At 68.6% G+C, this 15,480-nt stretch carries 12 protein-coding genes; 5 read left to right on the forward strand and 7 right to left on the reverse strand.

The genetic code is table 11. The features are described 5' to 3' along the window. Positions 1–7 precede the first annotated feature (7 nt). Positions 8–274: a DUF2866 domain-containing protein gene (locus WT53_RS27315; RefSeq protein ID WP_034207678.1), complete on the forward strand. Its 267-nt coding sequence runs from the start codon at positions 8–10 to the stop codon at positions 272–274. A gap of 173 nt (positions 275–447) precedes the next feature. Here WT53_RS27315 and WT53_RS27320 read toward each other — a convergent pair whose 3' ends face one another. Beyond that, on the reverse strand, positions 448–2,379 hold the full coding sequence (locus WT53_RS27320; RefSeq protein WP_060262372.1) for an ATP-binding cassette domain-containing protein: 1,932 nt from the start codon (positions 2,377–2,379) through the stop codon (positions 448–450). Between the two features lie 136 nt (positions 2,380–2,515). Here WT53_RS27320 and WT53_RS27325 point away from each other — a divergent pair, with 136 nt between their 5' ends. Then, on the forward strand, positions 2,516–2,995 hold the full coding sequence (locus tag WT53_RS27325) for a glutathione peroxidase (RefSeq protein ID WP_011549528.1): 480 nt from the start codon (positions 2,516–2,518) through the stop codon (positions 2,993–2,995). Positions 2,996–3,052: 57 nt separating this feature from the next. Here WT53_RS27325 and cls read toward each other — a convergent pair whose 3' ends face one another. The 6 genes from cls to dapC all read right to left on the reverse strand — a co-directional run bounded on the left by cls (position 3,053) and on the right by dapC (position 9,247). Then, on the reverse strand, positions 3,053–4,492 hold the full coding sequence (gene cls, locus WT53_RS27330; protein WP_034207676.1) for a cardiolipin synthase: 1,440 nt from the start codon (positions 4,490–4,492) through the stop codon (positions 3,053–3,055). 132 nt (positions 4,493–4,624) lie between these two features. Next, positions 4,625–5,533: a 50S ribosomal protein L3 N(5)-glutamine methyltransferase gene (gene prmB, locus WT53_RS27335; protein WP_034207675.1), complete on the reverse strand. Its 909-nt coding sequence runs from the start codon at positions 5,531–5,533 to the stop codon at positions 4,625–4,627. Positions 5,534–5,544: 11 nt separating this feature from the next. Beyond that, the gene (dapE, locus tag WT53_RS27340) at positions 5,545–6,684 is read right to left on the reverse strand and encodes a succinyl-diaminopimelate desuccinylase (protein WP_034207674.1); all 1,140 of its coding nucleotides are present in this window, start codon (positions 6,682–6,684) and stop codon (positions 5,545–5,547) included. Positions 6,685–6,774: 90 nt separating this feature from the next. Further along, a complete protein-coding gene (locus WT53_RS27345; protein ID WP_034207673.1) occupies positions 6,775–7,143 on the reverse strand; it encodes an ArsC family reductase in 369 nt (122 codons plus the stop codon). After that, positions 7,143–7,970, reverse strand: coding sequence for a 2,3,4,5-tetrahydropyridine-2,6-dicarboxylate N-succinyltransferase (dapD, locus tag WT53_RS27350; protein ID WP_006478479.1), 828 nt, complete (start codon positions 7,968–7,970; stop codon positions 7,143–7,145). Before dapD ends, WT53_RS27345 begins: the two co-directional genes overlap by 1 nt. A 44-nt stretch (positions 7,971–8,014) precedes the next feature. Further along, entirely contained in the window at positions 8,015–9,247 is a 1,233-nt protein-coding gene (dapC, locus tag WT53_RS27355; protein ID WP_060262374.1) for a succinyldiaminopimelate transaminase, read from the reverse strand. Positions 9,248–9,406: 159 nt separating this feature from the next. Here dapC and WT53_RS27360 point away from each other — a divergent pair, with 159 nt between their 5' ends. From WT53_RS27360 to WT53_RS27370, 3 genes are all read left to right on the forward strand, one after another. Beyond that, positions 9,407–10,348, forward strand: a complete 942-nt coding sequence (locus tag WT53_RS27360; RefSeq protein ID WP_060262376.1) for a DMT family transporter — start codon at positions 9,407–9,409, stop codon at positions 10,346–10,348. Positions 10,349–10,487: 139 nt separating this feature from the next. After that, positions 10,488–14,000 carry a chromosome segregation protein SMC gene (gene smc / locus WT53_RS27365; RefSeq protein WP_059823762.1) on the forward strand — a complete coding sequence of 1,171 codons (3,513 nt, stop codon included), beginning with the start codon at positions 10,488–10,490 and terminating at the stop codon, positions 13,998–14,000. 85 nt (positions 14,001–14,085) lie between these two features. Continuing rightward, on the forward strand, positions 14,086–15,369 hold the full coding sequence (locus WT53_RS27370) for a cell division protein ZipA C-terminal FtsZ-binding domain-containing protein (RefSeq protein ID WP_034207670.1): 1,284 nt from the start codon (positions 14,086–14,088) through the stop codon (positions 15,367–15,369). Positions 15,370–15,480: the final 111 nt, after the last annotated feature.

A 15,480-nucleotide genomic window follows, 5' to 3' on the forward strand; every position in this document is an offset into this window, starting at 1 on the left:
GGAACCTATGTTGAAATCGTATGGGGAAGCGCCTGGCGGACGCCTTTACAACCTGCGCGGCTGCCGCGTGTCGGAGCCGATTCGCCAGCCGTGGGGCGGCGGATGCCGAATCGTCGAATGGATCGACGAAGAAGGGCGCCTGGCGCGCAAGGTCGTGTCCGAGGATGTGACGGAAGCGGAAGTCGTCGCGGCGATTCGCCGGCCGACCCAAGGGCGCCGATACCTGATGGGCGACGACGAGCAGATGCCGCGCGACACGCTGCCGCGCCGCTGAACGGATCACGCGGCGGGCCGACGCGGCCATGTCGACGCAGCAGTGACCGACGAGGCCGGGCCAGGTGCCCGGCCTCGTCGTTTTCGCGGCCGGGCCGTTTCGTCGGGCATGGACGCTCCGACGCACCGCGCCGCCGATGACGCGATCGTCGGCTGACGGCCCGGCGGCCGCGTTCAGCCGATCTGCTCGAGTTCTTCCTGCGCGGCGAGCCAGTCGGCCTCGACCGTCTCGAGCCGCGTGTTGACCTCGCCGAGCTTGCGGATCGCGTCGGTCAGCTCCGTCTTGCGCGCGGCCTCGTAGCTCGCCGGATCGGCGACGAACGCGTCGAGGCGCGCCTTCTCGGCGTGCAGCGTTTCCATTTCCTTTTCGAGCTTCGTGATGCGGGTCTGCAGCGGCTTCTTCAACTGCGACAGCCGCTGGCGTTCCTCGGCCGCCTGGCGCTTCTGATCCTTGCGGTTGACGCCCGGATCGGCGCCCGCGGCGGCCGCGCTGTCGGCCTTCGCGGCCGCGCGCTGCTCGGCCGCATGCTGCAGCAGCCAGTCGCGGTAGTCGTCGAGGTCGCCGTCGAACGGCTGCAGCCGGTGCTTCGCGACCAGCATGAACTGGTCGGTCGTCGCGCGCAGCAGGTGACGGTCGTGCGACACGAGGATCAGCGTGCCTTCGAACTGCGCGAGCGCCATCGTCAGCGCGTGGCGCGTCTCGAGGTCGAGGTGGTTCGTCGGTTCGTCGAGCAGCAGCAGGTTCGGCTTCTGCCAGATGATCAGGGCCAGCGCGAGGCGCGCTTTTTCGCCGCCCGAGAACGGCCCGACCGGGCTGGTCGCCATGTCGCCCGAGAAATTGAAGCCGCCGAGGAAGTCGCGCAGTTCCTGCTCGCGCGTGTCGGGCGCGAGCCGCGCCAGGTGCGCGAGCGGCGAATCGTCTTCGCGCAGCGTCTCGAGCTGGTGCTGCGCGAAATAGCCGATCGTCAGCCCTTTGCCGTCGCGCACGTGCCCCGACAGCGGCGCGAGCGTGCCGGCCAGCGTCTTGATCAGCGTCGACTTGCCCTGACCGTTCGCGCCCAGCAGGCCGATGCGCTGGCCGTTCTGGATCGACAGCGCGACGCGCTCGACGATCGGGATGTCCGCTCCGTCGTCGGCGCGGTAGCCGCAACGGACGTCCTCCATCACCATCATCGGGTTCGGTGCGGCATCGGGCGTGCGGAATTCGAACGTGAACGGCGACGCGATGTGCGCGGGCGCGATCAACTCCATCTTCTCGAGCGCCTTCATCCGGCTTTGCGCCTGCTTGGCCTTGGTCGCCTTGGCCTTGAAGCGGTCGACGAAGCTCTGCAGGTGCTCGATCGTCTTCTGCTGCTTTTCGTATGCGCTTTGCTGCAGCGCCAGTTGCTGCGCGCGCAGCACTTCGAACTGCGAGTAGTTGCCGCCGTAGCGCTTCACCTGGCGGTTTTCCAGATGCAGCGTGACGTTGCAGATCGAATCGAGGAATTCGCGGTCGTGCGAGATCACGACGAGCGTGCCGGGGTAGCGGTGCAACCAGTCTTCGAGCCACACGATCGCATCGAGATCGAGGTGGTTCGTCGGTTCGTCGAGCAGCAGCAGGTCGGAGCGGCACATCAGCGCCTGCGCGAGGTTCAGCCGCATGCGCCAGCCGCCGGAGAAGCTCGCGACGGATTCGCGCGTTTGCGCGAGCGTGAAGCCGAGGCCGAGCAGCAGCGCTTCGGCGCGGGCCGGCGCGGTGTAGCCGTCGGTATCGGCGAACGCCGCGTGCGCGTCGGCTTCGGCGGCGCCGTCATGTGCGGCCGACGCGGCGGCGATGCGGGCCTCGATCTCGCGCAGCGCGGCATCGCCGTCGAGCGTGTAGTCGAGCGCCGAGCGGTCGACCGCGGGCGTTTCCTGCGACACGTGGGCGATCCGCCACGACGGCGGCATCGAGAAATCGCCTCCGTCGGAATGCAGCTCGCCGCGCAGGACGGAAAACAGCGTCGACTTGCCGGCGCCGTTCGCGCCGATCAGGCCGGCTTTCTCGCCGGGATTGAGCACGAACGAGGTCGACTCGAACAGCGGCTTGGTGCCGCGCGCAAGGCTGAACTGATTGAAACGGATCACGGCGGAAATGACTGGCCAAAACCGCTATTCTAGACCGCGCGCCGATCGCGCCGGGCATCGGCCGCTCGGCCGATGCCGCAACGGCGCAATTTCGCCTAGACTCCACGTCGATCCGGTTTCATATAAGGAGTGCCCGATGTCCACCCTGTATTCGTTCAGCGCGGAGACGCTCGCCGGTGCGCCGGTCTCGCTCGATGCGTATCGCGGCAAGGTGCTGCTGATCGTCAATACCGCGAGCGAGTGCGGTTTCACGCCGCAGTACGCGGGTCTGCAGAAGCTGTACGACCAGTACGCGGCGCGCGGCTTCTTCGTGCTCGGCTTCCCGTGCAACCAGTTCGGCAAGCAGGAGCCGGGCGACGCCGCGCAGATCGGTGCGTTCTGCGAGCGCAACTACGGCGTCACGTTCCCGATGTTCGCGAAGATCGACGTGAAGGGCGACCATGCGCATCCGCTGTATCGCTACCTGACCGACGAGGCGCCCGGCATTCTCGGCCTCAAGGCGATCAAGTGGAATTTCACGAAATTCCTGATCGACCGCGAAGGGCGCATCGTCAAGCGCTACGCGCCGTCCACCAAGCCCGACGAGATCGCCGCGGACATCGACAAGCTGCTGTGACCGCGCAGCGCGGCGTGCGCCGCGCCGGTGCAGCGTGCGCGGCGCTCGTCAGGGCCGTTACAGGATCGGCGCGAACAGCCGCGCGACGTGCATCGCGATGCGCCGCCAGGCGGGCGACTGTCGGTATTCGTCCGCATCGACCTCGTACGCCAGCGCGAAGTCGGCATCGAGCATCGTCTCGACCTCGTCGGCGAACGCCGGGTCGACGGTCAGCACCATGACCTCGAAATTGAGGCGGAACGAGCGGTTGTCGAGATTCGCGCTGCCGATCGCCGCCGCGACGCGGTCGATCAGCACGACCTTCTGGTGCAGGAAGCCGGGCCGGTAGCGGAACACCTTCACGCCCGCATCGACGAGGTCGCGCGCGTAAAGCTTCGACGCTTCGAACACGACGTAGTGGTCGCGCCGGCTCGGGATCAGGATGCGTACGTCGACGCCGCGCATCACGGCGAGCTTCAGCGCGCACAGCACGGCTTCGTCGGGAACCAGGTACGGCGTGGTGATCCAGATCCGCTCGCGCGCGGCATTGATCGATTCGACGAAGAACAGCGAGCCGGTTTCCTGCTTGTCGGCCGGCCCCATCGGCACCGCGAGGCAATGCATGGCGTCGCCGGGCTGCGCGGGCGGCGGCAGCGCGATGGGCGGCAGCTTCTGCGTCGCCCAGTGCCAGTCTTCGGCGAACACGTACTGGATGCTCGCCACCACGGGGCCGCGTATCTCGATGTGGGTGTCGCGCCATGGCGACAGGCGCGGCTTCGCGCCGAGATATTCGACGCCGACGTTGTGACCGCCGACGAACGCGCGATTGCCGTCGACGACGACGATCTTGCGATGGTTGCGGAAGTTCAGCTGGAAGCGGTTGACGAATTTCCGGTTGGTCGCGAACGGGTGGACCTCGACGCCGCCCCGGCGCAATGCGTCGACGTAGCCGTGCGGCAGGTCGAAGCTGCCGATGCTGTCGTACAGCAGGCAACAGCGTACGCCGGCGGCCGCGCGCGCGAGCAGCGAGTCGCGCAGCATCCGGCCGAGCGCATCGTCGCGCACGATGAAGAACTGGACGAGCACGTAGTCGCGCGCGGCGTCGATCGCCGACAGGATGGCCGAGAACGTCGCGTCGCCGTTCACGAGCGTGCGCACCGAATTGCCGCCGAGGAACGGCATGCCGCCGAGCCGCGTGAGCGCGAGCACGGCGGCCTGGCCGAGCGCGTCGGCGGCCGGCCCGTCGGTCGCGTCGGTGGTGCGCCACGGCGCGCGCGGTGTGTGCGTGCGCAACATGTCCAGCTCGTGGCGCCGAGCGTCGACGTAGCCGGAGAATTTGCTGCGGCCGAGGAACAGGTACGGAACGAGCGTCAGGTACGGCATGGCCGTGAGCGAGACGGCCCACGCGATCGCGCCTTGCGACGTGCGCGTGTTCATGATTGCGTGGCACGCCGCGACGATCCCGAGCACGTGGATGGTCAGGATCAGGGTGCCGAGATGTAGCCAGTCGAGGGTCATGGGCGCGTAAAGGACTCCCGAGGGGACTCCGGAGTCGATTCCGGAGGTCGTGCGGCCGGGTGGCCGCCTCCGCGCATCTTACCCAACCGTGCGGCGCAACGGGGCACCGCACGGCGGGCGGGCCGGAAACGCTCAGGCCTTGCGCGGCAGGTCCGACGCCTGGATCAGGAACACGGCGTCGTCGCCCGCGCTGGTGGGCAGCCACGTGAGCTCGAGACCGCCGAACGCCGCTTCGACGTGCTCGCGCTCGTTGCCGATCTCGACGACGAGCACGCCGTCGTCATGCAGCCAGCGGTGCGCTTCGGCGACGATGCGCCGCACGATGTCCATCCCGTCGTCGCCGCCGGCGAGCGCCATCTCCGGCTCGTGCCGGTATTCGGGCGGCAGCGCGGCCATCGACGCGGCGTTCACGTACGGCGGATTCGTCAGGATCACGTCGTAGCGCGAGTCGGGATCGGTGCGGAACGCGGGCAGCGGGGCATAGAGGTCGCCGCGGTGCAGCCCGATGCGGTCTTCGAGACCGTAGTCGCGCACGTTGATCTCCGCGACTTCGAGCGCCTTGTCCGACAGGTCGACCGCGTCGATCTCGGCGTTCGGGAACGCGCTCGCCGCGAGGATCGCGAGGCAGCCGGAGCCGGTGCACAGTTCGAGCACCGCGTCGACCTGCTCGGGATCGGCGACATACGGCTGCAGCCCGTCGTCGAGCAGCTCGCCGATGAACGAGCGCGGCACGATCACGCGTTCGTCGACGTAGAAGCGGTGGCCGTGCATCCACGCTTCGTGCGTGAGGTAGGCGGCCGGCACGCGGTCGGTCGCGCGTCGTTCGATCACCGCGAGCACGGCCGCGATTTCGTCGGGCAGCAGGCGCGCGTCGAGGAACGGCTCGAGCGTGTCGAGCGGCAGGTCGAGCGTATGCAGCACGAGGTAGGCCGCTTCGTCGTACGCATTGTCGGAGCCGTGGCCGAACGCGAGCTTCGCTTTCGAGAAGCGCGTGACCGCGTAGCGCAGCAGGTCGCGGATGGTGGCGAAAGGTGTCGTCATGCGAGGCTCCGTCAGGCGATCAGTTGTTCGAGCACGCGTCGGTACACGTTCTTCAGCGGGTCGACGAAGCGCACCTCGATATGCTCGTCGATCTTGTGGATGCTGCCGTTCGGCGGGCCGAACTCGATCACCTGCGGGCAGATGCGCGCGATGAAGCGGCCGTCCGACGTGCCGCCCGTCGTCGACAGCTCGGTCGTGATGCCGGTCTCGGCGCGGATCGCGTTTTCCAGCGCGCCCGAGAGTTCGCCGCGCGGCGTGAGGAACGGCAGGCCGCTCACCGACCACTTCAGCGTGTATTCGAGGCCGTGCTTGTCGAGGATCGCGTGCACGCGGGCCTGCAGGCCCTCGACCGTGCTCGCGGTCGAGAAGCGGAAGTTGAACAGCAAGTCGGCGTGGCCGGGGATCACGTTGGTCGCGCCGGTGCCGGCGTGCAGGTTCGACACCTGCCAGGTGGTCGGCGGGAAGTATTCGTTGCCTGCGTCCCACTGTTCGGCCGCGAGCTCGGCGAGCGCCGGTGCGAGCAGGTGGATCGGGTTCTTCGCGAGGTGCGGATACGCGATGTGGCCTTGCACGCCCTTGACGACGAGTTCGCCGGACATCGATCCGCGGCGGCCGTTCTTGACGACGTCGCCGAGCTCGGCGCTCGACGTCGGCTCGCCGACGATGCAGTAGTCGAGCCGCTCGCCGCGCTCCTGCAGCAGTTCGACGACCTTCACGGTGCCGTCGGTGGCCGGGCCTTCCTCGTCGCTCGTGATCAGGAACGCGATCGCGCCGCGGTGGCCGGGATGGGCCGCGACGAATTCCTCGGATGCGACGACGAATGCCGCGAGCGACGTCTTCATGTCGGCCGCGCCGCGGCCGTACAGCTTGCCGTCGCGATGGGCGGGGATGAACGGCGGCGAGGTCCACTGTTCGAGCGGGCCGGTCGGCACGACGTCGGTGTGGCCCGCGAACGCGAGCAGCTTGCCGTCGCGGCCGTCGGCGCCGCGCTTGACGGCCCACAGGTTGGTCACGCCGTGCGACGCGATGGTCTCGCATTCGAAGCCGAGCGCGGCGAGGCGCTCGGTCATGATCTGCTGGCAATGCTGGTCGTCGGGCGTCACGGACGCGCGGGCGATCAGTTGTTCGGTAAGGGCTAGGGTGGCGGACATGGTTCGGACCACTTTCGATAAAAAATGCCGGCGCGGTGGCCGGCAGCGACAGGGCGTCGGGCGGCGCCCGCGAGCGCCGCGCGGGTGGCCCTATGCGGCAAACAGCGCCGCGTATTGATCGGCCGCGAAGCCGAGCGATTTCACGCGACCGTTGACGACGAGCACGGGGCGCTTGATGACCGACGGCTTGTGGATCATCAGCGCGACCGCGCCGGTCTTCGTTTCGGCGGCGGCCTTCATCGCGTCGTCCAGGCCGCGCCACGTGGTGCCGCGCTTGTTCACGAGCGCGTCGAGCGACACGTCCTTCAGCCAGTCTTCGATCAGCGGCGCGCTGACCCCGAGCTTCTTGAAATCGTGGAACTCGAATTCGACGCCGTGATCGTCGAGCCACACACGGGCCTTCTTCACGGTGTCGCAGTTCGGAATGCCGTAGACGACCACGGTGTGCGGCTTCGCCATCAGTCGCCTCGCAGCAGCTCGTTCAGGCCGACCTTCGCACGCGTCTTCGCGTCGACCTTCTTCACGATCACCGCGCAGTACAGGCTGTGCGAGCCGTCCTTCGACGGCAGGTTGCCGGCGACGACGACCGAGCCGGCCGGGATGCGGCCGTAGCTCACTTCGCCCGTCTCGCGGTCGTAGATCTTCGTGCTCTGGCCGAGGTACACGCCCATCGAGATCACCGAGTTTTCCTCGACGATCACGCCTTCGACGACTTCCGAGCGCGCGCCGATGAAGCAGTTGTCTTCGATGATGACCGGGTTCGCCTGCAGCGGCTCGAGCACGCCGCCGATGCCGACGCCGCCCGACAGGTGCACGTTCTTGCCGATCTGCGCGCACGAACCGACCGTCGCCCACGTGTCGACCATCGTGCCTTCGTCGACGTAGGCGCCGATGTTGGTGTACGACGGCATCAGCACGACGTTCTTCGCGATGAACGAGCCGCGGCGCGCAATCGCCGGCGGGACGACGCGGAAGCCGCCCGCGGCGAAATCTTCGGCCGTGTAGTTCGCGAACTTCGACGGCACCTTGTCGTAGAACTGCGAATAGCCGCCGGCCGGCATCGGCGCGTTGTCCTCCAGGCGGAACGACAGCAGCACGGCCTTCTTCAGCCACTGGTGCACGGTCCAGTTGCCGTCGATTTTCTCGGCGACGCGCAGTGCGCCCTTGTCGAGCTGCTCGATCGCGTGAGCGACGGCTTCGCGGACGTCGGCGGGCGCGGCCTTCGGCGACAGCTCGGCGCGGTTTTCCCAGGCGGTATCGATGATTTGCTGAAGTTGTTGCGACATGTTCGTTTTCGCAGGAGATGGATGGAATTGATCGGGATGGACGATTACCGCGCGAGGGAGCGGCAGAAATCGACGATGCGTTGCGCGCCCTCGACGCATTCGGGGGTGCCCGCGACGAGCGCGATCCGGATGAAATCGCGGCCCGGGTTGGTGCCGTGCGCATCGCGCGCCAGGTACGAGCCGGGCAGAACCGTCACATTATAGTCGGCGTACAGGCGGCGGGCGAACTCGGTGTCCGACAGGCCGGTGCGCGCGACGTTGGCCCACAGGTAGAACGCGGCGTCGGGCAGCTTCACGTCGATCACGTCGGCGAGCATCGGCGTGACCGTATCGAACTTCTGCAGGTACAGCGCGCGGTTCTCGCGCACGTGCGCCTCGTCGTTCCACGCGGCGATGCTCGCGTGCTGCCAGACCGGCGACAGCGCGGCGCCGTGGTACGTGCGGTACAGCAGGAATTGCTTCAGCAGCGCGGCGTCGCCGGCGACGAAGCCCGAGCGCATGCCCGGCACGTTCGAGCGCTTCGACAGGCTCGACAGCATCACGAGCCGCTCGAAGCCGCGCCCGAGGCGGTGCGCGGCCTCGAGGCCGCCGAGCGGCGGGGCCGCTTCGTCGAAATAGATTTCCGAATAGCACTCGTCGGACGCGATCACGAAGCCGTGGCGGTCCGACAGCGCGAACAGCTCGCGCCAGTCGTCGAGCGTCAGCACGGCGCCCGTCGGGTTGCCGGGCGAGCACACGTACAGGAGCTGCGTACGCGCCCACACGTCGTCGGGCACGGCCGCGTAGTCGCACGCGAAGTTGCGCGCCGGGTCGCTGTTCGCGAAATAGGGTTCGGCACCGGCCAGGAGGGCCGCGCCTTCGTAAATTTGATAGAAGGGATTCGGACAGAGTACGATCGCTTTCTTGCCGTCCGCGCGCGGGCTTGCGTCGATCACGGTCTGCGCGAGCGAGAACAGCGCCTCGCGCGAGCCCGACACCGGCAGCACCTGCGTGGCCGGATCGATCGCCGGCAGCCCGTAGCGGCGCTCGAGCCAGCGCGCGATCGACGTGCGCAGCGCGTCCGAGCCGGCCGTGGCCGGGTACGACGCGAGGCCGTCGAGCGCGGCCACCACGGCTTCGCGGATCAGCGCCGGCGTCGCGTGTTTGGGCTCGCCGATGCCGAAGCTGATGGGTTTGAGGTCGCCGGAAGGCGTCACGTCCTTGAACAGGGCGCGCAGCTTTTCGAAGGGATAGGGCTGGAGCGAGTCGAGTCGAGGGTTCACGGGCGAAGCGGCCATCGCGGCCGGTTGGAGCGAAAGAAGCGGCGGGCGCGCCGCGCGGCTGCGAACGGGCGCGGCGGGCGCGCGGGTCGCAGCGGACGATTATAACGTGACGAAATGCGGTCACGGCCTGCCGGCGCGGCGGCCGGGCCGGTCGAATAAAGGGTATCGAATCAAATGAACAACGCGGTACGCGGCAGCCTGCCGACGCTGGCCATCCTGATCGGCGCGTCGGTATGGGGCCTGATCTGGTATCCGCTGCGGATCCTCGCGTCGCTCGGCGTGACGGGCACGCTCGCGAGCGCGCTGACGAGCCTCGTCGCGTTCCTGTTCGTGATCGTCGCGCGGCACCGCACGATCGCGACGCTGCGCTGGCACTGGGTGCTGCCGGGCATCGCGGTGACGGCCGGCGTGACGAACCTCGGGTTCGTATGGGGCACGATTCACGGCGAGGTGTTGCGCGTGATGCTGCTGTTCTACCTGACGCCGGCCTGGACCGCGATCTACGCGCACTTCCTGCTGCGCGAACGGCTGACCTGGGCGGGCGCAGGGCTGGCTGCGCTGTCGATCGGCGGCGCGATGCTGATGCTGTGGTCGCCGGCGCTCGGCTTGCCGCTGCCGGCCAACCCGGCCGAATGGGCGGGTCTCGCGGCCGGGCTGAGCTTCGCGATGAGCAACGTGCTGGTGATCAAGGCGAGCCGCGAGCTGCCCGACATGCGCGCCGAAATGCGCACCGCGACGCTGTTCGGCGGCGCGGCCGTGTTCGGCGCGATCGCGTCGCTGTTCGAAGGGTTGCCGGCCGCGCCGGCGAGCGCTCAGCTGGGCGTGGCCGCGCTGATCGTCGCGGCGATCGGCGTGACGATGGCGTCGAACAACCTGCTCGTCCAGTACGGCCTCGCGCGCGTGCCGGCGAACCGCGCGTCGATCATCATGCTGTTCGAGATCGTGATTACCGCGCTGTCGGCGTGGGTGTTCGCGAACGAGCTGCCGAGCGCGCGCGAGTGGGCGGGCGGCGCGTGCATCGTGCTGGCGACGCTGCTGTCGAGCCGGGTCCATCGTGCCGCGCCGGTACCGGACAAACCCGGCGACGGTCGGGACGGCGCACGCGCGATGGTATGATGGAAGCCGTTTGCGGGGCCCAACGCTGGATGCGCGCGGCCCCGTTTTTGAATTCCGGGGCGCGTGGCGCGCAGGGGCTCTCCGGCCCCGCGCCGGGCGGCCCCGTCCGTTTCACACCTTCTTCACATCCGATACCGCCGTGCGTCTGAGCTCGATCAAACTCGCTGGCTTCAAATCCTTCGTCGATCCCACGCATTTCCAGGTTCCGGGCCAGCTCGTCGGCGTGGTCGGCCCGAACGGATGCGGCAAGTCCAACATCATCGATGCCGTGCGCTGGGTGCTCGGCGAGTCGCGCGCGTCCGAGCTGCGCGGCGAATCGATGCAGGACGTGATCTTCAACGGTTCGACCGCCCGCAAGCCCGGCAGCCGGGCCAGCGTCGAACTGATCTTCGACAACTCCGACGGCCGCGCGGCCGGGCAGTGGGGCCAGTACGGCGAGATCGCCGTCAAGCGCGTGCTGACGCGCGACGGCACGTCGAGCTACTACATCAACAACCTGCCGGCGCGCCGCCGCGACATCCAGGACATCTTCCTCGGCACCGGCCTCGGGCCGCGTGCGTACGCGATCATCGGGCAGGGCATGATCGCGCGGATCATCGAGGCGAAGCCGGAAGAGCTGCGCGTGTTCCTCGAGGAAGCCGCCGGCGTGTCGAAGTACAAGGAACGCCGCCGCGAAACCGAGAACCGCCTGCACGACACGCGCGAGAACCTGACGCGCGTCGAGGACATCGTGCGCGAACTCGGCGCGAACCTCGAGAAGCTCGAGGCGCAGGCGGTGGTCGCGACCAAGTACAAGGAACTCGTCGCCGACGGCGAGGAGAAGCAGCGCCTGCTGTGGCTGCTGCGCAAGAACGAGGCCGCCGGCGAGCAGCAGAAGCAGCAGCGCGCGATCGAACAGGCGCAGATCGACCTCGAAGCACAGACGGCGAAGCTGCGCGAAGTCGAGGCGCAGCTCGAGACGCTGCGCGTCGCGCACTACTCGGCGAGCGACGCGATGCAGGGCGCGCAGGGCGCGCTCTACGAAGCGAACGCCGAGGTGAGCCGCCTCGAAGCCGAGATCAAGTTCATCGTCGAATCGCGCAATCGCGTGCAGGCGCAGATCGCCGCGCTGAATGCGCAGCGCGAGCAGTGGCGCGCGCAGGCCGAGAAGTCGCAGGACGAACTCGAGGAAGCCGAAGAGGCGCGCGCGATGGCCGACGAGAAGGCCGCGCTCGCCGAAGACAACGCGGCCGCGAAGCACGATGCGCTGCCGGCGCTCGAAGCGAAGTGGCGCGACGCGCAGGCGCAGCTCAACGACGAGCGCGCGCGGATCGCGCAGACCGAGCAGTCGCTGAAGCTCGAAGCCGCGCACCAGCGCAACGCCGACCAGCAGCTCCAGCAGCTTCAGCAGCGCCACGAGCGCCTGAAGGCCGAGGCGGGCGGGCTGGATGCGCCCGATGAAGCACAGCTCGAGGAGTTGCGCATGCAGCTTGCCGAGCAGGAAGAGATCCTCGCGCAAGCGCAGGCACGTCTGAGCGATGCGCAGGAGGCGCTGCCGCGCCTCGACGGCGAGCGCCGTGCCGCGCAGGAGCGCGTGCAGGCCGAGAGCGCGCAGATCCACCAGCTCGAGGCGCGGCTCGCCGCGCTCAAGCAGCTGCAGGAGAACGTGCAGACCGAAGGCAAGATCCAGCCGTGGCTCGACAAGCACGAGCTCGGCGCGCTGCCGCGTCTGTGGAAGAAGCTGCACGTCGAGGCCGGCTGGGAAGCGGCGCTCGAGGCCGTGCTGCGCGAGCGTCTCGCCGCGCTCGAAGTATCGAATCTCGACTGGGTGAAGGCATTCGCGACCGATGCGCCGCCCGCGAAGCTCGCGTTCTACGCGCCGCCCGCGGCCGGCGAGCCGCCCGCCGCAGTGGCCGGGCTGCGGCCGGTGCTGTCGCTCGTGCGCATCGACGACGCGGGCATCCGCGCGGTGCTGAACGACTGGCTCGGCAACGTCTATGTCGCCGACGACGTCGCGCAGGCGCTCGCGACGCGCGCGCAGCTGCCGGCAGGCGGCGCGTTCGTCGTCAAGGCCGGCCATATCGTCACGCGCGTCGGCGTGCAGTTGTACGCCGCCGATTCGGAGCAGGCCGGGATGCTGGCCCGCCAGCAGGAAATCGAAAACCTGGCGCGCCAGGTGCGTGCGCAGGCGCTGCTCGCCGACGAGGCGCGCACGGCTGCCGTGCGTGCGGAAGCCGCGCACACGCAGGCCACGCAGGCGCTCGGCGACGTGCGCGCGCAGGCCGAGCGTGCGACGCAGCGCGTGCATGCGCTGCAGATGGACGTGCTGAAGCTCGCGCAGGCGCACGAACGCTATACGCAGCGCAGCACGCAGATTCGCGAGGAACTCGAGGAAATCGGCGCGCAAATCGAAGAGCAGCGTGCGCTGCGTGCCGAGTCGGAAGCGAATTTCGAGCGCTTCGACGGCGAGCTCGCGGAACTGCAGGCGCGTTTCGAGGACAATCAGCTCGCATTCGAGTCGCTCGACGAATCGCTGACGCAGGCGCGTCAGGAAGCGCGCGACCTAGAGCGCGGCGCGAACGACGCGCGCTTCGCCGCACGCAACGCGGTGACGCGGATCGACGAACTCAAGCGCACGATCCAGGTGGCGCACGAGCAGAGCGAGCGCGTCGCCGCGTCGCTGGAAGACGCGCGCGCCGAACTCGAGACGATCAACGAGCAGACCGCGCACACCGGCCTGCAGGACGCGCTCGAGATTCGTGCGGTGAAGGAAGAGGCGCTGCAGGCCGCGCGGATCGAGCTCGACGACCTGACCGCGAAGCTGCGTGCGTCGGACGAGCAGCGGCTCGTCGCCGAGCGTTCGCTGCAGCCGCTGCGCGACCGCATCACCGAGCTGCAGTTGAAGGAGCAGGCCGCGCGCCTGTCCGTCGAGCAGTTCGCCGAACAGCTCGCGGCCGCCGAGGTCGACGAGGCCGCGCTGGCCGCGAAGCTGACGCCGGACCTGAAGCCGTCGTACCTGCAGGGCGAAGTCACGCGCCTGAACAACGCGATCAATGCGCTCGGCCCGGTCAACATGGCCGCGCTCGACGAGCTGAAGGCCGCGAGCGAGCGCAAGGTGTTCCTCGATGCGCAATCGGCCGACCTGATCGACGCGATCACGACGCTCGAGGACGCGATCCACAAGATCGACCAGGAAACCCGCACGCTGCTGCAGGGCACCTTCGACGAGGTCAACCGTCATTTCAGCGACCTGTTCCCGCGCCTGTTCGGCGGCGGCCAGGCGAAGCTGATCATGACGGGCGACGAGATTCTCGATGCCGGCGTGCAGGTGATGGCGCAGCCGCCCGGCAAGAAGAACGCGACGATTCACCTGCTGTCGGGCGGCGAGAAGGCGCTGACCGCGACCGCGCTGGTGTTCGCGATGTTCCAGCTGAACCCGGCGCCGTTCTGTCTGCTCGACGAGGTCGACGCGCCGCTGGACGACGCGAACACCGAGCGTTTCGCGAATCTCGTGCGCGCGATGTCCGACAAGACGCAGTTCCTGTTCATTTCGCACAACAAGATCGCGATGGAAATGGCGCAGCAACTGATCGGCGTGACGATGCAGGAGCAGGGCGTGTCGCGGATCGTTGCGGTGGACATGGAAACCGCCGCGGGTTTTGCCCAGAATTGACGTTTGACGAAACCGGACCGCGTTCGCGCGGCGCATGGGCGCCCGTTCGCGGTCCCGACGAAAAAGAATTGCTGATGGAGCGTGCATGGACGAGTTGACACTCGGTTTGATCGGCGCGGGCGCCGCCGTGGTGGGCGGCGTCGTGGTCTACAACGCATGGCAGGGCGCGAAAGTGCGGCGCAGGATGCCGCGCCCGATGCCGGAGGAAGCGACCGAGGCGATGAACCGCCCCGAGCGCGACGAAGAGTTGCCGTTCATCGAACCGGTGCGTCAGTCGGTGCGCCGCGAACCCGCGGCACCGATCGCGACGGCGACCGCGGCCGACGCCGCGCGCGTCGAGCCGACGTTCGGCGGGGCCGCCGGCGGTGCGGCGCCGGCCGATATGCCGGCCGACCTGCAGGCCGAGGCGACGGGCGTCGACACGTCGTCCGAATCGACCGAACCGGCTGCCGGTGAAGAAGCCGTGCCCGCCGCCGCACGCGAAGCGGCGGCCGAATCGGCCGAGCCGACCGAACCGGTGATGCCGGCCGCGACGACGGTCTCGTCGGCGCCGCCCGCGATCGTCGACCGCCGGATCGACTGCATCGTGCCGATCCGCCTCACCGGTCCGCTGCCGGGCGACAAGATCCTGCCGGCCGCGCAGCGGTTGCGCCGCGCGGGCAGCAAGCCCGTGCATATCGAAGGCAAGCCGGAAGGCGGCCAGTGGGAGCTGTTGCAGAACGGCGTGCGCTATGAAGAGCTGCGTGCGGCCGCGCAGCTCGCGAACCGCAGCGGCGCGCTGAACGAGCTCGAATTTTCCGAATTCGTGACGGGCGTCCAGCAGTTCGCCGACGCGATCGACGGCGCGCCGGAATTCCCGGACATGATGGAAACGGTCGCGATGGCGCGCGAGCTCGACGCGTTTGCCGCGCAGTGCGACGCACAGCTGTCGATCAACGTGATGTCGGACGGCGCGCCGTGGTCCGCGAACTACGTGCAGGCGGTCGCTTCCCAGGACGGGCTGCTGCTGTCGCGCGACGGCACGCGCTTCGTGAAGCTCGACGCGAAGCAGAACCCGGTGTTCATGCTGCAGTTCGGCGATACGAACTTCCTGCGCGACGACCTGACGTACAAGGGCGGCAACATGATCACGCTGGTGCTCGACGTGCCGGTGGCCGAAGAGGACATCCTGCCGTTCCGGCTGATGTGCGATTACGCGAAATCGCTGTCCGAGCGGATCGGCGCACGCGTCGTCGACGATTCGCGCCGGCCGCTGCCCGAGTCGACGCTGCTCGCGATCGAGCAGCAACTGATGAAGCTGTACGCGAAGCTCGAGGAAGCCGGCATCCCGGCCGGTTCGCCGGTCACGCGGCGCCTCTTCAGCCAGTAACGCGACGGCGCGGACGGCGAGCTGCGGCGCCGTCGTTCGCCGCTGCGGCGCACACCGTTTCGTGTGCGCCGCAGCACGTCATCCGGCCCGCATTGCGTGCCCCGCCGCGGC

Origin of the sequence: Burkholderia sp. MSMB2157WGS (assembly GCF_001532755.1) — a bacterium.
Taxonomy (GTDB): Bacteria; Pseudomonadota; Gammaproteobacteria; order Burkholderiales; family Burkholderiaceae; genus Burkholderia.